The sequence below is a fragment of the Ruegeria sp. BB1 genome, assembly GCF_056539465.1.
Window position 1 is genome coordinate 194,922 of record NZ_JBQFVB010000002.1, and the last position, 23,460, is coordinate 218,381.

Here is a 23,460-nt window from a genome sequence, read left to right on the forward strand (position 1 = left end):
TCGTTTTCTCCACATTCCAGCTTTGGTTTCGGACTGGGCATCGGATCATCCTGTAATCGGTGCCGGGTGTGGCGTGGGGTGATTGGATATGATGCTTCAGTTCGAAGGAGTGGTTGCAACGGGGAGCGCAGCGCTCGATTCAGGTATCGGCCATACGGCTTTAAAAACGCTTAATGACGTCACGTACCTGTACAGCGTGACCGGTCCGGGCGGCGGTATCGCGGTTTGGAAGCTGGTCGAAGGTGCGCTGCCGCAATTGCAAGACACCGAATATTTTAGTGGAACGATAACGTTTCAGGTTGGCGATATCGGTATGCCTGTAACGCTGGCCGGAGACGATCAGCTTGTTCTGGATGTACGTACGGCGACTGGATTGATCGGGTATGACCTGAACCCAGATGGAACCGTAGGCCCGCTTCAGGAAACGGGGACACTGACCGGCGGCGGAGATATCTCGGCCCTAGTGCAGTTCGGCGATATCCTGACCATCGCGCACGAATCGACAGGGCAGATTGCAACCTATACCGTGAACGGGGACGGCACATTGAGCCTGTCGGCGTCGATCGCGGGGCAGGCTGATTCGATGCAAGTTCTGCAAGCCGGGGCGGATCATTTCGTGATTGCAGCCGACGCGACCACCGGCACGATCAGCACCTACAATGTCGATCAAAACACCGGTGCTTTGACAGTGGTCGACAACAGCGACGCGCTAGCGACTTTAGGGATTACTTCACCGACGGCGGTCGAAGTGGTGCAAGCCTATGGCCAATCCTGGGTCATTGTGGCAGGGGCAGGCAGCAACTCGCTGAGCGTTATGGAGTTAGCGGGTGACGGGCGATTGATCCCCACGGATCATGTTTTGGATTCCTTGCATACACGGTTCGAAACGGTTCAGGATTTGGCCGTGATCGAGGCTGACGGGCATGTGTTTATTGTTGCTGGTGGCGGCGATGATGGCGTTTCCCTTTTCACGCTGACACCTGGCGGGCAATTGGTGCATCAGGACAGCTTTGCCGACACTATTCATAGCGGGTTGCAGAATGTCGAAACATTGAGTGTTGCCCATGTCGGGGACGAGCTTCAGATTCTTGTCGGCGCGCAACAGGATGAAGGCTTGACGCAACTCAGCGTTTCGATTGCGGATTTGGGCATCGTGCGCGATGGCTTTGGTACGGTGACGGGAACTGCGCAGAATGACATGCTCAGCGGCAGTATCCTCGAAACAACCCTGATGGGTGGCGCAGGTGACGACATTCTGATCGCAGGTATCGGCGCAACAACCATGCATGGGGGTGCCGGCGCGGATATCTTTGTTATGCAATACGGCAGTGACCCCACAACAATTAACGGTTTTCAGGCCGGAACCGACCGGTTGGATTTATTCGACTATCCGCTGCTGCGCACTCCAGGGCAACTGATGTTCACAGCCACGGCGCAGGGGGCGCAGATTGAATTTCTCGATGAGGTCATCGTGATCAACTCTTCAACCGGAGGGCCCCTGACCAGCGCCGAAGTCTTTGGTGCGGGCTTTGGCGGGCCGGATCATATCCCTGTCGATTTTGGTGATTTTGGTGGGTTAGATCCTGGCAGCTCGGATGGGGTGCAGGGCACTGTGACTGTCGCCTCCGAAACCGCGAATCCTGGCCTGTCGGACGCTGAGATTCGATTTACACCGGATGGCGGCGGAACCATCAGCGTCAGGGCGGATGACGAGGGGCGGTTCGATCTGGATTTGCCGTCAGGCACATTCGAGGGGGAGTTGGATATCATCAAGACCTATTCGACGGCCAGCTATGAGATCACGGCGCTGGATGCGTTGCAGGTCTTGCGCATGTCGGTCGGGTTAGACCCGACCTGGGGTCCGGCCACGCCCGAGAACCTGATCGCGGCCGATATTACACAGGACGGAATGGTCAATGCGTTGGATGCGCTGGCCATCTTGCAAATAGCCGTAGGTCTGCCCACCGCGCATGAAGCGGAATGGGTTTTCCTTGATGATGACGCAGACCTGTCCGGGATTACCGAGAACAATGTCAGTTATGAAACCGGTGTCGATGTCACTGTGGTCGACAATGTGATTAGCACCGATATGACCTCGATCCTTCTGGGCAACCTCGAACCGGTCTGAAACCGCAGCCCATTATTCACGGAAAGCCCGGTTGAAATAGTCGGCCATGGGTTTGACCATATAGGACAAAGGGGTTCTTTCGTCGGTCTTGATCATGGTTTCCACCGGCATGCCCGGTAACAGGGCTTGCCCATTCAACCGCTCGATTTGATTGTCTTCGGGGGCGACCTCGGCGCGGTAGAAGGTCTGACCAGTTACGTCATCAGTGAATGTATCCGCCGAGACGGTGATGACCCGTCCGTCAATCTCGGGCGTCTCACGTTGATTAAATGCGGGGAACCGTAACGCCACTGGTTGCCCAATATGCAATTGATCTACGTGGATGGCATCAACGCGCGCTGCCACCAGCAAGGGCGTGTCTTGGGGTACAACATACATCATCGGCTCAGCGGGTTGGATCACCGATTGCAGGGCGAAAACCTGACTGCCATAGACCGTACCCGCAACGGGTGCGCGAATGTCCAACCTTGATAGCCGTTCTTCCAGAGAAAGACGTCGCTCAGCCAACTCAGCGATCTGCGTCTGCACGTCCCGCAGTTCGGTAATAGCCTCTTCCCGCCGCGTGGCCGTCAATTCGACAATCTCAATCTCGGTTGCTGAAATCTGACCTTTCAGGCGAGCCACAGCAGCTTCGAGCCTGCCAATCTCACCCGTCAGGCTGGCCTCTTCCCGCTGCAAGGCGGACACGCGGCTGGCCTGAGTCAAACCACGTTGTAACAGGTCTTGTTGGTCCTTCAGCTCGTTTTGAATCAATTCCACCTGACGACGAAGGGATACAAGCTGTGCCTCGGTTCCTTCGATTTCACTGTCGATCTGAACCCGTTGTTTGCCCAATTGTTGGGTCTGTTGGTCCAGTGTTTCCAGACGGGCCTCGAACAATCTTTGCTGACCGGCAATCAGTTCAGCGTCGATATCGTCCTGCTTTTGAATCTCTTCAAGCAGAGCTGCTAAGGCTGGGGCATCGCCACCGTCGCGTTCTGCCACCAATCGGGCTCTACGTGCCAACAACTCAAACAGCTGAGATTCAACGATGGTTCTCTCCGAAGACAAAAACGTATCATCTAAACGGACCAGCATGTCTCCGTTGGCGACTTCGTCACCGTCGCGCACGAAAATCTCGCCCACAACGCCACCATCAGGATGTTCCACTACCTGTCGGCTACTTTGAACCTCGATTGTTCCTTGCGATATGATCGCCCCTGCCAGTCGAGTCTGCACGGACCAGATGCCAAGCCCGCCAACCAAAATCAGCAAGGCCACAAAACCGACCAAGGCTGGTATCGTGATGTGCCACACCGGGCGCGTGTCTTTACCCGTCTTATCCTGCATCTTTTTTCACCTGACTGAGGCCGCGTTTGATGGCGCCAGCGTTTTGTACCATTGCACCCAGCACCTCATCCCGAGTGCCGGATTTCACAACTTGCCCGTTTTCGACAACGGCCAGATCGTCACATTCCGAAATTGCCTGAGGACGGTGGGTCATGATGATGGTTGATTTTCCGGCCTCTTTCAGACCTCGAACAGCGGCGTTCAGCGCCTCGGTCCCATCGGCATCCAGGGCCGAGTTCGGCTCATCCAGAATCAACAGAACCGGGTTGCCGTAAAGGGCGCGGGCCAGTGCGATACGTTGCTTTTGCCCGCCCGACAATTGGCTGTCATTGCCTTCCAGAAATGTGTCATATCCTTTGCTCAATGACAGGATCAGATCATGCGCGTTGGCCATTTTTGCTGCGGCTACAACCGCGTCAGGGTCGGGATTTTCCGACATGCGGGCAATGTTTTCAGCCACGGATCCGTTGAACAGAGTAACTTCCTGCGGCAGGTAACCAATATGCTGGCCCAGATCGTCGGGATCATATTGATCCAGTGTTGCACCACCCAACCGTATTTCCCCGGCGGCAGGTTGCCACAGGCCCAACAGGGCTTTGGCCAGCGTCGATTTCCCCGAGCCGCTTTTACCGATGACGCCAAGCGCTTTACCTGGTTCTAGCCGCAAAGCGACATTGCGCAGCGTCGGCTTGTCCGCACCCGGAGGAATGACAGTTAGGCTTTTTGCGGTCAACCGGGCCTCGGGCACAGGCAGCTTGGTGCGAGGTTTTTCAGGTGGGGTCGCATCCAGAAACCGATTAAGCGAACTCCAGGCCGTGCGGGCCCGTTCAACCATACCCCATTGGCCAACCGCCTGCTCAACGGGTGCCAACGCCCGCCCCAACAAGATAGACCCGGCAATCATCGCCCCTGGCGTCAGTTCGTTGCGAAGCACCAGCCAAGCGCCAAGCGCCAGCATGGCCGATTGCAAAAACAATCGCAGTGATTTGGTCAGCGAGGTAAAGCTGCCTGTCCAGTCACTGGCGGCTATGGTCTGACGCAGGGCATTGGTGCGCTGCCGCTGCCAGCGCTGGGTTATGTCCTCTTGCATGCCTTGCGATCGCACCACTTCGGCCGCTTGTCTTGCGTGTTCGGAAAACGCGTTGGCCTGGGCCGACGCCCTTTGTGCCGAAGCCACCTTGCTGTGGGTTAGCCACTGGTTCAACAAGGCGATCAGGATAAGCAAACTCCCGCCCGCTACGGCCAACCAGCCTAGCAACGGGTGAAACAAGAAGATTGCTGCCAGAAATACTGGTGTCCACGGAATATCCATCACCGCCAAAAGAACGGGCGAGGCACACAGGTTCTGAATCGACTCAAGATCGCGCAATGCCGTGGCCGGAGCGGACCGTGCTTGTGGAAAAAGTGATCGGCGCAGGGTGGCGTCGAACACACGTTCATCCAGTTCAGACTGGAACCGGGCACCAAATCTAGCCACGATTCTGCCGCGGGCAAAATCCAGCATCGCCATAAGGCCATATAGCAGGGCTACCAGCAAAAACAGTGCTGTCAGCGTTTCCACAGCGCGCGAGCCCAGGACCCGATCGTAAACCTGCAGCATGAACAAAGGCCCGGTCAGCATCAGAAGGTTAACGAAGATGCTGAACAGAAACGCCAGGGCCAGGAAAGTAATGCCCCGATTGCGCACATTTCGCAACTCATGGCGAGGCGGCAGTGTCATGCGGTTTTCAATATTCACGTACAGGGCCTTTAGTAACTGATTCTCTGCCGGACCAGAGTGGTGGCGATGGGCCGCATCTTAAACTATGGCACAACGGAGAAAATGCGAGAATTGGTGGATCGGCGAAAAGCTACTTGCAGTCAAGGCAAAGGAACGCTGGTGGGCGCGCATACGCTCATGCCGATACCATACTGGGTTCAGTTGCCGCGCCGCTAAAGGACCGAGCTACTTGAGACCCCGCGGCAATCGGACCGTCAAGATACCGCCGCGCATTTCGCATATCGGACGACCCTTTGTCGCCAATGTCCGGTTCCTGAGGTTGCTCTAATTGGTGGGTTCAAGCGTCTCACTCTGCTGTGCCAATTCGTTGACGACGTCGAACAAGGCCTTTTCGAACAGCGGCAGAGTTTTAGACCCTGTTTCGGAAACCGGATAGAGCAGCCCAAAGGTCATCCACCGCTCTGGGGCCACGGGAACAAGCGTAAGGTTTGCGGACGCGACCTGAGCGGCCACCAATTCATCCGCGATCGTGATACCCGCGCCCTCTGCCACCAGCGCGCAAGCCAGCTGCGAGGCGGCGACTTCGCAGGTTTGTCTGGGCGTCACACCGGCGGAACGAAAGAAGTCGTCCAGTTGATCCCGCAACAGCAGACCATGCATCAGACGTATAACGGGTTCCCCGGCAAGATCGTCCGCCGTCAAATGACTTCGGGATGAAAGCGGATGGCCTGCGGGCAAAACCGCCTGCGCTTTTACTCGGAAGAGGGGTTTGGAGACGATGCCGGGATGATCGACGGGCAACGCCCCAATTCCAATATCGTATTCCCGCCCGGCCAGCCATTTTCCCGCCTCGCGTCTTGCCCGGACATCCAGGTTTACATTGGTGCTGGGGTTCTCTTGCATGAACCGTGCCACCGCAGGCGCGGACAGGGATTGTGCAATCCGGGGCATCGTCACAATGCGGAGCGTTTCGGTGCGCCCCGCTTTGATCTCGGCTGCGATGCGCGGAACTTCGTCAAGATTGTCCAGAATCCTGCCGGCCTCTTTGTAAAAGGCCAACCCTTCCGGCGTCGGCGTCAGGTTGCGGCCACCGCGATCAAAAAGCGTCAATTTCAGCTCGGCCTCAAGCCCGGTGATCAAACGGCTGACAGCAGGTTGGCTGAGATGGAGGATCTCAGAGGCGGCGACAAGGGATCCTTCGGACAAAGTAGCGCGAAACGCGCGTAGGGCTTTGATATTCATCCTTCTACTCTTTCATAATTTGCAAGAGTAGATAACACCTTTGCATTTTTTACAATTGAAGAAATCGCGTAATTTGATCCCAAGTGAAATTGGGAGGTTACTCATGAAACGCAGAACTCTTCTTGGTGTTGCCATCGCGGCAGTTGCCGTCACCGCCACAGCTACAGCAAGCTTTGCCGCGGATTGGCCGAAACGCCCGATCAACCTTGTTGTCCCCTACAAGGCGGGTGGCGGCACAGATGCTTATGCGCGCGCTATCTCGGCCGCTGCCGAAGGTATTCTGGACGTGCCTGTGGTAGTTGTGAATAAACCCGGTTCGGGTGGTTTGAACGGTGCCAATGCAGTCGTTGGCGCGCGTCCTGACGGGTACACTATGATGATGACGTCGGGGGGGTCGTTCCTGCTGTCGACCATGACCCGCGATACCGATATCGACGCATTGGAAAGCTTTGACTTCGTTGCACAGGTAGGCCAGTTGCAGACTTCGCTAATGGTTCCGGTCAACAGCCCCTTTCAATCCGTTCAGGATGTGATCGATGCCGCTAAGGCCAACCCCGGCCAATTGCGGTGGGCTCATTCGGGCCGCGGTGGTTTCCATCACGTTGGCGGCATGGGTTTTTTGGCCAATAACGGTATCGAAGCTCAGGATGTGCCGTTCAAAGGGGGCGGGCCGACCCGTGCCGCGTTGATCGGTGAACAGGCTGATTTCGGCTTCCTTGGAGTTCAGCAACTGGCAGGTTTTGAAGAACAACTGCGCGCGCTGGCGGTCAACAGTCAGGAGCGTGACGGCATTATGAATGAGGTGCCCGCTTTTGGGGAGCTGGGTATTCCATTTGCTGCAGTATCCTCGCCAGTAATCGTGTTTGCTCCGAAAGGGACGCCTGCAGAGGTGGTCGCCGCGATGGAGGCCGCGCTCGAACAGATCGCTGCCAAGCCGGAATTCGCCGAACTTCTCGCCTCACGCGGGACCGGCCCGGTCTATCAGAGCGGTGCGGAGGCCAAGGCGGCGCTTTCGGCGATGAAAGAAGACGCCACCCCCTTGGTTGAAAACCTGACCAACTAAAGCTCCCGGGGCCGGCGGATCATCCCCCGGCCCAATTCTAACGACGGAAAATAGAGAGGATCGTCATGCGTGCCTATGCAGAAGGTCTGGTGCTTGCCCTCATTTCGATTTTTGCCATCTGGGGCGCCTGGCAGGTGCCTGCGGCATCTCCAGGGGATACATGGGCCGGGATTGTGCCGTTCTCTGCCGCAGTTGCCCTGCTGTTTCTCTCGGGCTTTATGCTGGTGGGTGCAGCACGTCAGACGACGGGTGGAGCGAGCCACGCACAAGATAATGGCGCGGCCTTGCAGATCATTGGCTTGTTCATCATTGCTCTGATCTATCAACAATCCTTCCGCTGGTTCGGTTACTTACTGCCAACGGCCATTGTCGCACCACTTGTCCTTTACTTTTTCGGTGTGCGCAGCCGGATCGGGCTGGCCGTGTCTGTCATCCTTTGCCCGCTGATCTTCCATCTCATCTTTTTTGTCCTGCTCGGCGTCTACCCTCCCTATGGCGAGGTTTTCGATCTGCTGAGCTGGATTCAGGGGTAATCCACTATGGAAATCTTTCCCGCACTTCTTTCGGTTATCACAGACCCCACGCTGCTGTTTGCAATTGTCCTTGCTGCGGTTGTTGGCATGATCGTGGGTGCCACGCCCGGCCTCACGGCATCGGCTGCGATTGCCATGCTGTTGCCCATTACCTTTTACATGTCGCCGATTTTTGCACTCGCCTTTCTGTATGTGATCGGAAAATCCGGCCGCTATGGCGGGTCGATTGCGGCGATCCTGTTCAATACGCCCGGTACTGCGGCCAGCGCGGCGACCCAGATTGACGGCTATCCGCTGGCACGCGCCGGCAAGGCGGGCAAAGCAATGAAGGTGGCGACAATCTCATCGATCATCGGGGATTTGATGGGAGACATTCTATTGGTCATTGGCGTCGGTTTCATTGCGGCCATTGCCCTGAAACTGGGCCCGCCGGAAACCTTCGCCATCTATTTTGCAGCCTTTGTGGTGATTGGATCGGTCATCGGAAACTCCATCGTCAAAGGGTTGGCGTCGGCGCTGATGGGTATCCTGATTGCAATGGTCGGACTGGACCCGATCTCAAGCGAAGAACGCTATACGTTCGGCTCATTCGAGCTGTCCAACGGCATTGGTCTTGTGCCGCTGATGATCGGCGTATTCGTTCTGGGTGAGGTCTTTGCACAGCTTGAAACCCGGCGCAAAGCCACGGGTGACACCAAAGAGAACGAAAGCACGGCGGACGGAAACACTCTGACATGGGAAGAGTACAAACCCTGCCTGCCGCACGCTTTCCGAGGCGGGTTCATCGGTGCGGGCATCGGTGTTCTGCCTGGACTGGGTTCAGCCATTGCCGCGTTCATCTCATACGGTGAAGGCAAGCGCCGCGCCAATAACCCGGAAATGTGGGGCAAGGGCGCGCTGGAAGGCGTGGCCGCGCCCGAGGCCGCCAATAACGCGGTTTCCGGCCCATCAATGGCACCTCTGTTGACGCTTGGTATTCCGGGTTCAACCATCGGTGCAATCCTGCTGGGTGTTTTCCTGATCCACGGCATTCAGGTTGGCCCGACCCTGTTCCTTACGGATAAGGAACTGGTCTATAAACTGTTCGCCTGTGGAATGCTTGGCATTCTTGCCTACGGTCTGATCGGCTATTTCGGGGCTACGCAGGTTGCGCGGTTGATCCTGAAGATACCGACCAATGTTCTTTATCCGCTGATCTTTCTGACCTCGTTTGTGGCGGCCTATTCCGCACGTGGGTCGATGTTTGATGTGACCGTCATGACAGTTGCAGGTTTCGCCGGTTGGCTGATGCGCAAATTTGATTTCAATGTTGCCGCATTCGTCATCTCTTTTGTGTTGGCCAAAGGCGCGGAAGAAACCTTTCGCCAGTCGTTGCTGATGTCCGAAGGTGGGGCGTTGGTCTTTGTGGAACGCCCCATCGCGCTTGCGTTCCTGCTGGTCGGGCTAGCGGCGATGGCATTCCGAATTCGCGGTATCGTCAAAGAGCGCCGGATCGCACAAGGAGGGCTTGGAGATGCTTGATTATGGTATCTACCGGGATTGTTTTTCCAGCGCCGACATGCGGTCCATCTGGTCGGAACATACAGTCATCTCGGCCTGGTTGCGCGTGGAGCAGGTGCTAGCCGAGCATCAGGCAATGGCCAACGTGATCCCAGCTGAGGCGGCGAAGGCAATAAATTCCCTGTCAATCTGCGATCTTAACAAGCCCGATCTGCAAGAGGAAATGATGTTTGTCGGTCGCCCGATTGTCGGATTGGTCAAACAGATGCGCACCCTCCTTCCGGAATACGCCGCCTATGTGCATTTCCGTGCTACCACGCAGGACATTATGGATACTGCGATGGCTTTGCAGATGAAGCTGGGGCTAGAGTTTGTTCAAGACGCTCTGGATGGCGTTATCGCGGCCATTGATCATCATATTTCTTCTCATCCCGACACAATGATGATGGGTCGCACAAACGGGCAATTCGCAGTGCCGATTCAGCTGGCCACAAAGCTATTGGTTTGGCGATCGGAACTTGAACGCCGTTCACAGGCGCTGAAAGATGCGTCAGGACGTGGGTTGAATGTCCAGATTGGTGGACCTGTTGGCGATTTGCGTGGCTATGAAAACGGGACCGGTCAGCGCATCAAACAAGGTATCGCCGCATCTCTTGGACTGAATGTGGTCGAGCCTCATTGGCAGAATGCGCGGGACGGGGTGGCTGACATCATCACTGCACTAGGTGCGCTGTGCGGGACGCTTTGTAAAATTGCACATAACGTCAATCAGTTGTCGTCGTCTGACATCGGAGAATTTCTTGAGGTTCAGGAACCTGGTCAAGGCGCGTCTTCCGCGATGGCCCACAAACGAAACCAACGTGCATCGGAATTCGGCGAAGCCGTAGCCCGCCTTGGGCGCCAACGCGCCGAGCAAATAGGCGAACTGACCCTGCATGAACACGAACGATCCGGTGGCGTTTGGATTGCTGAATGGGTGACGGTGCCCGAGACGTTTCTTCTGACCTCGGGCGCATTGCAGTGGTTGGAACGGATGTTGAAAAACTTGGTTTTTGATACGGACGCGATGAGTAGATCGCTCTCGGCCAAACTTACTGCCGAACAGCAAACGCATCATTAGTAGAGACGCGGTTGCATCGTTTAGATCTGTTAGTCTGTTAGGCGATATTGGTCGGAGTGAGAGGATTCGAACCTCCGACCCCTGCCTCCCGAAGGCCGGTGCAGAGAGCCAAGTTATTGATTTTTTGCCAAAGGAGCCCTGTTTCCTTGGCGTCTTCTCCAATCAAACCAGCCAAGTTCGGGTTCGGCAGGTTCATTGAACCTAAGAGCACTCTCTACATGGCCCAATAGTTATCTTGGTCTTTGTTCAGTGCTGGTTTGCTCTCTACATTATTGCCCAAATCCAACCCGATTATGCACGGTGAAGGGTCCTGCCATGTGTCAGGCCATTCACTTTCTCCAGGATAGCGTCTGCGTCAATACAGTGATGGCGATATAGATCGCCGACCGTTCCGGTCTGACCAAAATGCTCGACGCCCATGGGGATAGTCTGATGTCCAAGCACCGCCCCAAGCCAGGAGAGAGTTGCAGGATGACCATCGATAACGGTGACGAGCTTGCAGTGTGGCGGAAGGTCGGACATCAGGGTTTCGATGTGGGAGCGCGCCGCTTGGTTACCGCGAGAACGCGCTCGTTGCGCGGCGGTCCATCCGGCATTCAGGCGATCTGCGGATGTCACGGCCAATACACCTATGTCGCGACGACCTTCACCAATCATACCGGCGGCTTTGATTGCCTCTGGCGCGACTGCTCCTTGATAGGCGATTACAACTTCGCAATTGGGCCCGGGTTTTCGTAACCAATAGGCCCCATCAATGGCACCTTGGCGGAACTCGTCGTCAACACGTTTTCCGGGCTGTTCAATCGGGTTGGTGGTCAGGCGCAGGTAGACGGACCCTCCGGTTTCATCGCGCAGCCAGGTGCGCTCATCCGGTTGCCCTTCGCCGTCGCGTTGCATGTAGTCAAAGGCCCACTCCATGATTACTGCCAGTTCGTCGGCGAAGGCGGGTTCAAAAGCCGCCAACCCGTCTTGGCTCATCCCGATGAGCGGTGTTCCAACGGATTGGTGTGCTCCACCTTCGGGGGCGAGAGTGATGCCCGATGGTGTGCCAACCAGAATGAAACGCGCGTCCTGATAACAGGCGTAATTCAGCGCATCGAGGCCGCGGCTGACAAAGGGGTCATAGACGGTGCCAATTGGGATCAGTCGCTTGCCGAACAGGGAATGCGACAGACCCGCCGCCCCAAGAAGCAACATGAGATTCATTTCGGCGATACCAAGCTCGATATGCTGCCCTTCCGGCGTGAATTCCCATTTTGCGGTTGATGGGATCCGGTGTTCTATAAAGGCGTCGGCTTGCTCGGATCGGGCAAATAGCTTGCGCCTGTTCACCCAAGGACCAAGGCTTGTCGTGCCTGTCACATCTGGCGAGGTTGTCACTATGCGCTCGGCCAATGGGCTGTTGCCTTTGGACAGATCGTCAAGGATCTTGCCAAACGCCATCTGGGTCGAGATTTCGCGACTGGTGTCGATCTCGTTGGTCGGTACATCCAGCTTGTCATCAAAATAGCGGCGCGGACCTTTGGCAAAGAACGGGGTGCTGGCCAGAAAACCCTTGAGCGCGTCTGGGTCTTGGACCGTCGCAAGCGGCTCCCATTCTTTGCCTTCTGGCACACCCATATGCGACTGCCACGCGGCAAACTGGCTATTGTTCATCAGCCCGCCGTGATTGTCCTTGTGGCCTGCAATGGGGGTGCCCCATCCTTTGACTGTGTAGGCCAGGAAACATGTTGGGCGATCATGATCGATGTCGGCAAATGTTTGGGCCATGGTCTCGACGCAGTTGCCGCCGAGGTTCTCCATAAGGGCTGCGAGCTCTGCATCCGTGCGCCGTTCGATCAAAGCAGTCACATCGCCCTGATCCCCCAGATCGTCCATGAGGCGCTGTCGCCAATTCGCACCACCCATGAAAGTCAAAGCGGAGTAATCCTGGTTGGGGCAAGCGTCGATCCAATCACGCAGGCGGTCGCCGCCGGGCTCTTCAAAGGCCGCGCGTTGAAGAACCCCATATTTAACACGCACGACATCCCAACTGAATGCATCGAAGATTTTCTCGATCCGTTCAAACAGTCCTTCCCGGACGATACCGTCCAGCGACTGTCGGTTGTAATCGATGATCCACCACGTGTTTCGTAGGTCGTTTTTCCAGCCTTCTTGTAATGCCTCATAGACGTTGCCTTCATCCAGTTCGGCGTCGCCTACCAGGGCTACAATACGACCCATTGGCGCGTCTGAACCCCAGCTTTTGGCCTTGATGTAGTCTTGAATGATCGAGGCAAACGAGGTGATCGCGACACCTAAACCCACAGACCCGGTCGAGAAATCAACATCATCAATATCCTTTGTCCGGCTTGGATAACTTTGCACACCGCCAAATCCGCGGAAATTCTCCATCTTCTCACGGGTCTGATTACCCATGAGATACTGCATCGCGTGAAATACTGGCGACGCATGGGGTTTGACTGCGACCCGGTCCTCAGGGCGTAGGGCCGAGAAGTAGAGCGCGGTCATGATCGATACCATCGAAGCAGACGAAGCCTGATGGCCACCGATTTTGATCCCATCCACCTTTGGTCGGACATGGTTGGCATGGTGGATCATCCAATGAGACAACCACAACAGGCGCTGTTCGACGATCTTCAGTTGGGTGGGATCGATGTGCATGTTGGTCTCCGGGTTTAGGCGGCGCTGCGAGCAGGGTAAGGCAAAGCTTGCTCTAGGTCTGCAAGGATGTCCTCGACATCCTCCAGCCCGACGGACAGGCGGATCAGGCCATCGCTGATCCCATGCTCGGCCCGCTCTTCCGGGGTATACGTCGAATGCGTCATGGATGCGGGGTGCTGGATCAGGGTTTCCGCGTCGCCCAGGGACACCGCGCGCTGGATCATGTTCAGACGGTTCATGAAATCAATCCCACCAGACAGGCCGGACTTGATTTCAAACGCTATCATTGCGCCGGGTTGGGACATCTGGCGCTGTGCGACATCATGCTGGGCGAAACTCTCAAGCCCGGGGAAATAAACCTCGCCGACGGCAGGATGTGCTTCGAGGAAACCTGCGACGACCTTGGCGGATGCACAGTGACGATCCAGACGCAGGTTCAGTGTCTTCAGACCACGCAGTATCAGCATCGCGTTGAAAGGGGCCATTACCGCGCCGGTCATGTCCTTCATCCCGACAAGGCGGATCTCAGCGATCTGTTCGGCGGCACCTACAACCAGGCCGGCAACCACATCGCCATGCCCGCCAAGGTATTTGGTAGCGGAGTGTAGAACGATATCTGCGCCGCGCTCGATCGGGCGGGTCAGATACGGGCTGGCATAAGTGTTATCGACGACGACCGTTGCTCCGACCGAATGCGCAATTGCGGCGCTTGCGGCGATGTCCACCAAGCGCATGTTCGGATTGGCCGGAGTTTCGAAATAGACAACGCGGGTTTTGTCAGAAACGGCCGCTTTCAGGTTCTCTGGTTTTGTCATGTCTACATGTGTGATCGTAATCCCCCATTTCGCCAAACCGTGACGCATGAAGGCGAAGGTGCAGCCATAGAGTGTTTTGTCCACGATGACTTCGTCACCTGGCGACAGCAGGGTCCAGAGCACTGCCGTGATCGCCCCCATGCCGCTTGAGAGAGCTAGCCCGGCCTCGGCCCCCTCAAGCGCGGCAATGCGTTGTTCAAGAAGGTCGCATGTGGGGTTCGAAATGCGGCTGTAGATATGACCTTCACGCTCGCCGGCGAACATCTCTCCACCAGCCTCGGCGGTTTCAAAGGTAAACGTGGACGTCAAATGCAGCGGTGGTGTCAGCGCACCGTCATTTTCCAGAGGGTTATAAGCGTGGTGAATGGCGCGGGTGGCAAATCCGGTTGAACGAGTCATTACAAGCTCCTGAATCATGTTGAAGCTAGTTTGCGCCTTGAGTTTGGGCTAATGATTTCAAAGTATGCCAACATAAGGGTAAATGTTGGCAGATTCTGCTAAGGATGAGGGCGAAGTGGACGCTAAGGACAGGCAAATCATTCGAGCGCTGCAACGTGACGGGCGCATGACGAACCAGGATCTTGCCGATGAGGTGAACTTGTCTCCATCACCGTGTTTGCGCCGGGTCAAAAACCTTGAAGCCAACGGAGTGATAAAGGGATACAGCGCCGACGTTGACGCTACCGCGTATGGGATGGCCATTACCGTCTTCGTGCGCATCAGGTTGGAGCGACACAACGAAACGGACGTTCAGAACTTCGAGAAACGCGTTCGGATGATCGATGAAGTTCTTGAATGCCATGTGCTGACCGGGGCAATGGACTACCAATTGCGGGTTTTGGTATCGGATCTCGAGGCCTACGAGGAATTTATTCGCCACCGAATTCATCCGATCGGTGGGATAGCCTCGATCGATACCAGCTTTGTCTATGGAACAGTAAAAAAGACTTCTGTTTTTCCGCCTGGATAGATGGGCCGCCTTAGAATGGGTTATTACCAAATGGCTAAACATTTACTCTGATTGATTTTTTCCTGTCGCAACTTCCCATTGTCATCATCGCTATAGAGAAAACATGCAGCACGTGCTGCGTCACTTTTGAGAAGATTGCGATGACCAAAAAACCGTATGAAGAAACCCGGATGGCCAAGTATGTCGAACGCAGGGTGCTGGAACTGAAACCAACCAAGAGCCAGGCCGAGATCGCAGCGCAGGTGGGATATGTAAGCCCGAACATGATCACAATAATTAAACAGGGTAGTTCCAAGGTGGCACTGGATCGCGTCCCGGCCTTGGCGAAAGCTTTGGAATGCGACGCTGCCTACCTTATGCGCCTCGCAATTGAGCAGTCGATCGGCCTGACTGCAGCTGAGGCAGTTGTCGAGGTGTTCGGAGAACCTGTCACGTCGAATGAACTTGGCTGGCTGAAAGCAATACGCAAGGCCTCCAACAACACCGATCCTCGGCCGACCAGCCGGTCAGAGACGACGATCAAGACTATCTTCGGGAAGTAAGAGCCATGTATGACCAGAGAGATGTCCTGACATTGAATGAGCGCGCCTGGTTGCGGTTCCTCCGTGACGTGAGCAACGGAAGTGATCCTGAGCCGACCCTACGGCGAGTGCAGCTATTGCGGCGCATACGCGAGCTCTCTGAGAGCTTGATGAAAATGCATGGCGTGACGGCGGTGAGGAATGGTTGAAGTTCTGAGCTTCGCCGGATCCCTCTGAAGACGTAAAAATTTTTGGGTGAAGTCCTAGTTGACGGACACAAACACGAGCTCCGGCAAAACCACCTCCCATGCATCGCGGCGGAGCGTGTGGTGGAATGCTTCCCCAGAGTCTTCTTTTCGCCATGAAAGGATAGCTGCGATTTCTCCGCGCTCAAATTTGGTGTTTGGAGGTGCAGAAAAGGATTTGGACATACGGCCAAGTACACGCCCATTTTCGTCGCGTAGCAACCAAAAGTCGCCATCCTTTACCAACGTTACAGTATCGCCGACGCGGGCCTCTTGGATAGCGATGAGAGAGGCGTGACCCGGGCGCTGGCGTCCAGCATAGGACAGATCAACCATCCTCGCCTCAGCTGCCCGAAAAAAGCGGCGGGGACCGGGCAATGCTACCATGTCAGGCGTAACGCGACGGGTCAGAACCGAAGGTGCTCCTGTTGGCAAGTATTCATGATTGTCGTTGCTCATTACTACAAGGCTGCGGCGGGCACGGGTCATGGCAACATAGAACAGGCGGCGGGGGGCGTCCTGATCCTCGGATCGCGATGGGCGTTCCCATCCGCCATCCAGAATGACCACATCGTCAAATTCCAATCCTTTTGCGCGGTGTGCGGTCAGCAGTTTCAACCCCCGCTGTTCGCCCCAACTGTCGCGTGCCCATTCCGCGAACCATTCGATGATGTCGGGAACGGGCAGGCTACGCGCGCCCACTTCGCGTGCCAGAAGACCCAGCCCCTCGCCAATCCGATCTGTCCAGCGTGAAGTGGAAATGGTGTTGAGAAGGTTGGTCAGCCGTTCCAGAGTATATAGTTCAGTAGGTGTCTCGCGCAGGGCTTTGACAAACGACTGCATCTCGCGCATGCGCCAGAGACTGGGCATGTTTTCGTTTGCCATTTCAACCGGTATACTGAAGTTTTCGGCAAAATCGCGCACGGGTATCAGCTTACGCCAATCGCGCGAGATAATAGCGGCGCGTGACCACGTCCAATCAGGGTCAAGTCGAGACAGCCGGATTAGTTCCTCCAATGCGGCCATGGCCTGCGAGTCATTCCCTGGGGGACATTCCAGGATTTGCACACGACCTTGCGCGACTGGGTCCAATTTGGCCAGCGGCCCACCTGGGTCAGCCTTTGTCCGAGCATGATCTACGCTGATATCATGGCCCAGTTTCATACGCGCGACGGCCCCCGCGATCACTGCGTTGGCGGTGCTGATAATGTGGCCGGTTGAACGATAGTTTTCAGTCAGGAAAACCGGTTTTGCGTTGTAGTCCTGCTCAAATTGACGAATGTAGCGGATCGAGGCGCCGGAAAAAGCATAAATATTCTGGTCGTCATCGCCCACCGCGAAGAGACTGAGCCGCAGATCCGGATCGTCCAGAGTGCGCCCTGCCACAGCAGCAATCAGCGCGTATTCATCGGGGCCGATATCCTGATATTCATCGACCAGAATCCAGCGATAGCCCTGAATCAGCGTGTCACGCAGCGCCTCGGCTTCATGCCTGCTCAAACCATCGCCGCGCAGCAGGGCCGCAGCCTGTGTCAAAAGGCCCTTGAAATCAGGCGTGTCGGTTGTTTGCGCGCCCACAAAACTGGCGCCGACCAGACGCATAGCTAACGAGTGAACTGTCGAGATGGTAACAACTGCCGCATCATCGCCCACCAATCGACGCAAGCGTTCACGTATTTCTGCTGCTGCGTGGCGGTTGTAAGCCAGCACAAGAATGCCGCGCGGGTCCTCACGTTTGATACGAAGAAGATAGGCTATGCGGTGGACCAAAACACGCGTTTTGCCCGAGCCCGGCCCTGCCAGCACCAACACGTTGGTTTGTTCGCGGTCGTCGCGCACAATCTGTTGCTGCACCGGGTTTCCCAGATCTTCGACGATGGCTTTGTAGGTGGCCCCAGTTGCCTGACGTCGAAATTCTGTCCCGCGCCCAGGCATCCATCGGCGCATGAATGCGTCCTGTTCCAGCACGAAATAGTCGTCGGCCAGCCGATGCGCTGTTTCGATGTTCCCCAGCCCCTTTTCCGCGTAAGCAGCCATTACATGGGTCTGGATCGTTTGTTCGGTATAGTGCTCCTCAAGCGGAGCGAAGTGCTTGACAGTAAAACCACCACCCTTGGGTCTGAGATGCATTGTCATGGCGGGGCGGAAAACGGACAGCCCTCGGCCTAGCGTCAGAACCTGTTGTTCATGTTGCCACAGCAAGGCGCGATCCATTAGGCGATTTGGGTCCTTCACGGCGTTCCGTAAAAGGCTATCGCCTGTGATAGAGGACAGCATTGCACCCAGCGTGGTTTCGACCTGAAGGTCCTTGCCACGTATGCCTTTGGGCACAAGGGTCAGAAGATGTGTCAGCAAGCGCTGCGCACCCTGACGGCGCAACTCGGCGGTTTGAGCTGTCACGTCCCAAGACCGCTGCAACCGCACAAGGATGCTACCATGTGCTGATTTGCGTAAAGAGATGTTGCCGCGCCCCCCCTCCATGTCGCGTCCATCCTGTGCCATGCCGCGCAACAGGGTCTCGACCAGATCCGGACGCACCTCGCCATGGCCCAGCTGTCGCAGTTCATTACAGGCATCAGAAGGGTTGAATGGGATTGGCTCTGCATACTCGGCATCGGGGGCCATTTCGCGCATCAGAGCGACAAGATCCTCCTCGAGCCGCGCGGCCTGTTCTAGTCGCGCCTGCGAGGCATCAGCGACACCGCAATGAACGAAGATGGTGATATTGGTATCATCGCTGGCAATGCCAAGTGCTTCAAGATCAGACAGCGCTTTGCGCAACGCGGTGGTCGAAAGCCCGCTTACCCCGGCCAATTCGTCGGTGGAAACGCCCTTGTCCGCCGGAGAGTTGACGATGTGGCGCACGATATCCAGAAGCTGCTTACGCCGCGTGCCGGTGATATCAGGACCATCCAATATCGCGGCTGCCGCTTCCAGACTGCGCACACGCAGCGAGGCGGGGAAAACCTGCACGTTGTTTTCTTCGCGCCGTAGAAGGCTCGCCTCTTCAAGCCAGGCGATGGCGGTTTTGACGCGTGTATCATCGGTCGCGCTGTCGCGCACAAATTCGTGGTCCTTTTCCTCGCGGACGATCTCGCCGGGCGTCGCGACTATCTTTCCTTCGTCCCGGGTGCGCCCATCCAACCGCCGGAGAGCATTTAGGATTGCTCCGATCTCATGCCGGGCAAGGCGGGAACGGGCCGAAAGGCTGAATTGACGCTCGACATCTTCGGTGTTGAACAACAGCACACAGTTGGCCGGGTCTCGGTCGCGTCCGGCACGGCCTGCCTCTTGCAGGTAGTTTTCCAACGAACCTGGCACATCACCGTGCACCACAAGGCGGATGTCGGGCTTGTCGATCCCCATGCCAAAGGCGTTGGTGGCTGCAATCACCCGCAATTCGCCCACGCGGAACTCTTCCTGAATCTCGCGCTTTTCTTCAGGCGATAGGCCGGCGTGGAACCGCTCTGCGCTCACGCCTTGTTGCTTGAGAAATTCAGCCACGCGTTCCGTCGCGCCGCGGGTCGCGCAATAGACTACGGCACCCGAGGCACCTGAGGCCGGCAATCCCTGTTCGATTGCGTTCAAAATATCGGACAGTTTAGTGGCGCGTTGCGTTTCGCGCACCTCGAAGGAAAGGTTCGAGCGCGACGCACCCCCATCAAGCAGGGCCAAGTCCAGGCCCAATCGAGTTTTGAAATGCTCCCTTATGTCGCGCACGACTTCTGGCTTGGCGGTGGCTGTCAAGCAAAGGATCGGAGCTGGGGCATCGCCTGAGTTTTCCTTTATGAACCGGCTCACATAACGGTAGTCTGGTCGAAAATCGTGGCCCCATTTTGAAATGCAATGTGCCTCGTCCAGCACCCAGAGGCCGATCTCTCGTTGAGTCAGCACACTTCGAACCGCTGTACTGCGGAGTTGTTCGGGTGAAATCAGCAGGATCGCAGCATCGCCCATGCGCACTTTGTCCAGTGCCTCATGCCTTTCCGGCAGCGACAGCAGACCGTTGATAGTGACGGCCGAGGATATCCCGGCTCTCGCCAGACCCTGCAGCTGATCGGCCATGAGTGCGACAAGCGGCGAGATGACGACGGTCAGCGCACCGGTCTTGTCGAACCGCGAAAGGGCTGGAATCTGATAGCAGACTGACTTGCCAGTTCCGGTCGGAAGAATGCCCAGAACGCTTTTTCCTGCCATCGCCTCAGCCACAATGCGTTCCTGCAAGGGTTGACCGAATTCGTCCACGGGTTCGGGTCTGAAAGAAGGAAAGCCAAACCAGCGATCAAGCGCGCGTTTAGGATCGTTGTTTTCGACACACCACTGGCAGGCGGCATCGTTACAGGCGGCCTCTCGCAAGTGGCGCACAATCAGTGAAGCCTCGCGGAACTGCATTCGGACCCAGGGTGGCATGACACTGTCGCCGCCAGCCACCGAAATCCACGACAAGGCATAGGCCATGGGCCAGGCGAGGTTAGGATTTTCCATCCGACTAAGAGTCTGTTCAAGCCGATGCAAACAGACCTGTCCAGCCAAAAGGCGGCGAACGGCGTCAAAAGCCTCTTGTTCATTGGGTCTGCTAATGCCACGCACAGCAGTAAAAAGTGCGTCAAACCCTCCGCTGCGTGGGGGGCGTGTGGCAAGGAAATGATAGGCTGCCAGCGCATCTGGGGTCGCGGTGTTTAGCTTGGCGAACGCCTCGATCTGGTTTTGCAGAACGTCGAAGACTAGACGTGCATCCTTTTCGGGATCGTTGACATGACCCGATTGCAACCGTCCGTCGTGATAGTGTTTGACTAAATGGTGATAGGGGTTGCGCGGGAAGGCCAAAGGATTGAGCCAGAGTGTGTCGATTGGTGCCTCTGCCAAGGCGGCAAAGCGAGGCGCAGCAGCGGCCAGGTGAGGCAGGTCGTGGTGCAAGATGTTGTGGCCGATGACACTGTCGAAACCTTTACAATATGTGTCGAGGTGCGACAGTGCTGAGGCGGAGCTGCTTTTTTCAACTAGAGCGGGTCGGGAATCATCGTTCGTTGTGGCAGCGAATGCGAATATCCGAGCGGACTTAGGATCCACTTCCAGGTCAATCGAAACATAGCGCTCAAGAAAGCGCGAAATGTCCACGTGACCGTTCGTTATCATTGCTCGCCAAATTTTCTCTTTCAGTGTCTTCTTGATAGCTACCGGATTACAGACAAAAGAAAAGGTGCGTTTCAAATTGCTCTTCGCAATGTGGATTCCTCGCAACCTCAATGGTTGCAAAAGGTTGAAAAAAGTTTACATCCGAACTCTCGGGATCGACGGAATGTAAACTTTTCGACCTCAAAAACACCCCAAAATCAGGCCAAAGGTTTACACTAAGTTGACAGATTTCGGCTCAAAACCAGTTTTTCAGACCAAAATGTAAACCTTTGATCCAGACAAACCCAAAAAACAACGGATCTTGGAAAACACATATCTGAAGACAGGCCAGAAAAGCGCGTTCAGCGACGAAACACAGACCAGACGACCCAGACACACATAAGAGAACGGACGTAACTCAGGCCTTCTCACAACGCTCCTGAGAGATGAACACATTGAGAGCGTAAGCACAGGTCTATGCCAGGCAGTGTCCTGAGCTACTCCAGAGAGAAGAAACCGACGATTGCTAATAGTGGGGGAATAGTCGTGAATAGTGAGCTGCACCGCGTAGAGGCTGACTGGGTCTAGATATACAAAGTAGTGCTAGTTTCGTCCTAAAAGCTGGTTGTCTAAACAAGAGGCTGGTGATGGGGAGATCGTAGCGAGGAGCTCTCAGAACCGAAAAATGTTCCCGAGCTCTAGTTCACAGGTGTGATGGATGCTCCGCAAACAGAATTGAACTGGCTCAGCTCAACCTGAAAGAATGTGATTTTGGGCATGTCATAGACCCGATCTATCGCGTAACACGTCAAAAGCAGCTTTTTCGAAGGGTGATATCTTGGACAAACTGTCAGTCATGCAAGCTTTTCGCCGCATCGTTGAACGCGGTAGCTTTGCCCGTGCGGCGGAAGACCTTGGTGTCTCTCCTGCGCTTCTCAGCAGAGAAATCAAGCTTCTGGAAGAAAGTCTGGGAACCGTCCTCCTCACCAGAACGACCCGATCCATGTCACTGACTGACACCGGCAGTCTCTATTACCAAGATGCAATTGGGATTCTCGACGCGGTCGAAAAAACGGAACAGACCATCAGGGAAGGTTCAAAAGCGGTGCGTGGGCACCTTCGGGTGAATGCGTCAAGTTCATTCGGCCAAACCGTTATCGCACCGATGCTTCCAGAATTCTTAGAAGCCTATCCAGATCTGCGATTTACTCTTTCGATGGACGACAAGGTGATCGATATGGTCGAGGGCGGGTTCGATCTGTCGATACGAATCCGAGCCGCGATGCCGGACTCGGCCCTTGTTGCGCGACGGATCGGCGTGATGCGACAGCGGATTTTTGCGTCTCCTGACTATTTGGAGCGATGCGGGACACCGACCCAGCCGGCGGATCTAAAAAAAAACCACGCGATCATTGGCTTTTTGCTTGCTGATCATTTGACGAGCTGGAAGCTCTCGGCCGCCGAAGGTGTCACAACATTAGAGCTTGATCCGCGCGTGCGCGTCGGCAACAGCCTCGTTTTGCGGGATATGCTGATAGCGGGGCAAGGCATCGGAACATTGCCCGAGTTCGTCTCTGATGCTCCCGAAGCCAGCGGGGCCTTGGTGCGAGTTCTTCCTGACCACGAACTGCCTGCGCCAGAAGTATTCGCCGTTACAGCATCTCGCTTGGGAATGGACGCAAAGGTTACAGCCTTTCTTGATCATCTGCGCCTGGCTCTCAGGTCCTGACATTATTCAATACAGGTAAAGAGTGATGTCAAAGAGCGCGCCTTAATTGGCGGCGCAACAAATTCCATTCTCTCAGGGAACAAGTCACAGCCCTGAGAGGTATCCTATGTCACGTATTCTCGTTCTCTACTATTCAAGCTATGGCCACGTCCGCACATTGGCCGATGCCGAAGCTGAAGGCGCCAGAAGTGTTCCCGGCACTGAAGTTGACATTCGGCGTGTGCCTGAAACCGTGCCTGAAGAGGTCCGGCAGCAGGCTGGCTATGTCGTAGATGATACACCTGCCGCCTTGCCGACAGATCTGGAAAACTATGATGCAATCATCATTGGAACACCGACCCGATTTGGCATGATGGCTGGCCAAATGAAGTCCTTCCTTGACCAAGCCGGAGGGCTTTGGGCCAGGAATGCACTGGTTGGTAAGGTCGGAGCGGTCTTTGCATCAACAGGTTCGCAACATGGCGGGCACGAGGCCACCCTTCTGACAACGCAAGTCCCTCTTCAACACTTTGGGATGCTGATTGCCGGAATGCCCTACACATTTGCTGGCCAGACTACATCAGAAGATATCATTGGCGGCGCACCATATGGTGCCGGAACGATCGCCGGTGCTGATGGTTCCCGCACACCTACCGAAACCGACCTAGCCGGAGCGCGGTTCCAGGGTGCTCATGTTGCAAGGATTACAGCATGCCTCGCTGGATCAAACCTGCAAGCGGAAGCAGCGTAACTCGCGCGCCTCTGACGTCTCACTCTAATTCTCAAA

At 55.9% G+C, this 23,460-nt stretch carries 15 protein-coding genes; 9 read left to right on the forward strand and 6 right to left on the reverse strand.

The window, feature by feature from the left end:
• The first annotated feature begins 88 nt into the window (after nucleotides 1-88).
• A complete protein-coding gene (locus ACR0AL_RS08670) occupies nucleotides 89-2,128 on the forward strand; it encodes a hcalcium-binding protein (RefSeq protein ID WP_480662677.1) in 2,040 nt (679 codons plus the stop codon).
• Between the two features lie 12 nt (nucleotides 2,129-2,140).
• On the opposite strand, the gene ACR0AL_RS08675 is transcribed toward ACR0AL_RS08670, so the two are convergent.
• From ACR0AL_RS08675 to ACR0AL_RS08685, 3 genes are all read right to left on the reverse strand, one after another.
• On the reverse strand, nucleotides 2,141-3,457 hold the full coding sequence (locus tag ACR0AL_RS08675; RefSeq protein ID WP_480662679.1) for an HlyD family type I secretion periplasmic adaptor subunit: 1,317 nt from the start codon (nucleotides 3,455-3,457) through the stop codon (nucleotides 2,141-2,143).
• On the reverse strand, nucleotides 3,447-5,177 hold the full coding sequence (locus tag ACR0AL_RS08680; protein WP_170350011.1) for a type I secretion system permease/ATPase: 1,731 nt from the start codon (nucleotides 5,175-5,177) through the stop codon (nucleotides 3,447-3,449). The genes ACR0AL_RS08675 and ACR0AL_RS08680 overlap by 11 nt, the downstream gene beginning before the upstream one ends.
• Before the next feature lie 324 nt (nucleotides 5,178-5,501).
• Complete coding sequence (locus ACR0AL_RS08685; protein ID WP_170350012.1) at nucleotides 5,502-6,419, reverse strand: LysR family transcriptional regulator; 918 nt, start codon at nucleotides 6,417-6,419, stop codon at nucleotides 5,502-5,504.
• Between the two features lie 103 nt (nucleotides 6,420-6,522).
• On the opposite strand from ACR0AL_RS08685, the gene ACR0AL_RS08690 reads away from it, so the two are divergent.
• The 4 genes from ACR0AL_RS08690 (at nucleotide 6,523) to ACR0AL_RS08705 (ending at nucleotide 10,635) form a co-directional block, all read left to right on the forward strand.
• Entirely contained in the window at nucleotides 6,523-7,482 is a 960-nt protein-coding gene (locus ACR0AL_RS08690; RefSeq protein ID WP_480647386.1) for a tripartite tricarboxylate transporter substrate binding protein, read from the forward strand.
• A gap of 65 nt (nucleotides 7,483-7,547) precedes the next feature.
• Nucleotides 7,548-8,015 carry a tripartite tricarboxylate transporter TctB family protein gene (locus ACR0AL_RS08695; RefSeq protein ID WP_480647388.1) on the forward strand — a complete coding sequence of 156 codons (468 nt, stop codon included), beginning with the start codon at nucleotides 7,548-7,550 and terminating at the stop codon, nucleotides 8,013-8,015.
• A gap of 6 nt (nucleotides 8,016-8,021) precedes the next feature.
• Nucleotides 8,022-9,536, forward strand: coding sequence for a tripartite tricarboxylate transporter permease (locus ACR0AL_RS08700; protein WP_170361827.1), 1,515 nt, complete (start codon nucleotides 8,022-8,024; stop codon nucleotides 9,534-9,536).
• Nucleotides 9,529-10,635, forward strand: a complete 1,107-nt coding sequence (locus ACR0AL_RS08705; protein WP_480662681.1) for a lyase family protein — start codon at nucleotides 9,529-9,531, stop codon at nucleotides 10,633-10,635. Before ACR0AL_RS08700 ends, ACR0AL_RS08705 begins: the two co-directional genes overlap by 8 nt.
• Nucleotides 10,636-10,926: 291 nt before the next feature.
• Here the strand turns inward: ACR0AL_RS08705 and ACR0AL_RS08710 are convergent, their stop codons facing one another.
• The gene (locus ACR0AL_RS08710; protein WP_480662683.1) at nucleotides 10,927-13,299 is read right to left on the reverse strand and encodes a 1-deoxy-D-xylulose-5-phosphate synthase N-terminal domain-containing protein; all 2,373 of its coding nucleotides are present in this window, start codon (nucleotides 13,297-13,299) and stop codon (nucleotides 10,927-10,929) included.
• A 14-nt stretch (nucleotides 13,300-13,313) separates the two neighbouring features.
• The gene (locus tag ACR0AL_RS08715) at nucleotides 13,314-14,513 is read right to left on the reverse strand and encodes a methionine gamma-lyase (protein WP_480662685.1); all 1,200 of its coding nucleotides are present in this window, start codon (nucleotides 14,511-14,513) and stop codon (nucleotides 13,314-13,316) included.
• Nucleotides 14,514-14,595: 82 nt separating this feature from the next.
• Between ACR0AL_RS08715 and ACR0AL_RS08720 the strand changes: the two genes are divergently transcribed.
• Entirely contained in the window at nucleotides 14,596-15,084 is a 489-nt protein-coding gene (locus tag ACR0AL_RS08720; RefSeq protein WP_480662687.1) for an Lrp/AsnC family transcriptional regulator, read from the forward strand.
• Nucleotides 15,085-15,224: 140 nt separating this feature from the next.
• Nucleotides 15,225-15,626: a helix-turn-helix domain-containing protein gene (locus ACR0AL_RS08725; protein ID WP_480662689.1), complete on the forward strand. Its 402-nt coding sequence runs from the start codon at nucleotides 15,225-15,227 to the stop codon at nucleotides 15,624-15,626.
• 242 nt (nucleotides 15,627-15,868) lie between these two features.
• Here the strand turns inward: ACR0AL_RS08725 and ACR0AL_RS08730 are convergent, their stop codons facing one another.
• Complete coding sequence (locus ACR0AL_RS08730; protein ID WP_480662691.1) at nucleotides 15,869-20,986, reverse strand: RecQ family ATP-dependent DNA helicase; 5,118 nt, start codon at nucleotides 20,984-20,986, stop codon at nucleotides 15,869-15,871.
• Between the two features lie 817 nt (nucleotides 20,987-21,803).
• On the opposite strand from ACR0AL_RS08730, the gene ACR0AL_RS08735 reads away from it, so the two are divergent.
• Complete coding sequence (locus tag ACR0AL_RS08735) at nucleotides 21,804-22,694, forward strand: LysR family transcriptional regulator (protein WP_170350021.1); 891 nt, start codon at nucleotides 21,804-21,806, stop codon at nucleotides 22,692-22,694.
• Nucleotides 22,695-22,800: 106 nt separating this feature from the next.
• Complete coding sequence (gene wrbA, locus ACR0AL_RS08740; protein ID WP_170350022.1) at nucleotides 22,801-23,424, forward strand: NAD(P)H:quinone oxidoreductase; 624 nt, start codon at nucleotides 22,801-22,803, stop codon at nucleotides 23,422-23,424.
• Nucleotides 23,425-23,460 lie beyond the last annotated feature (36 nt).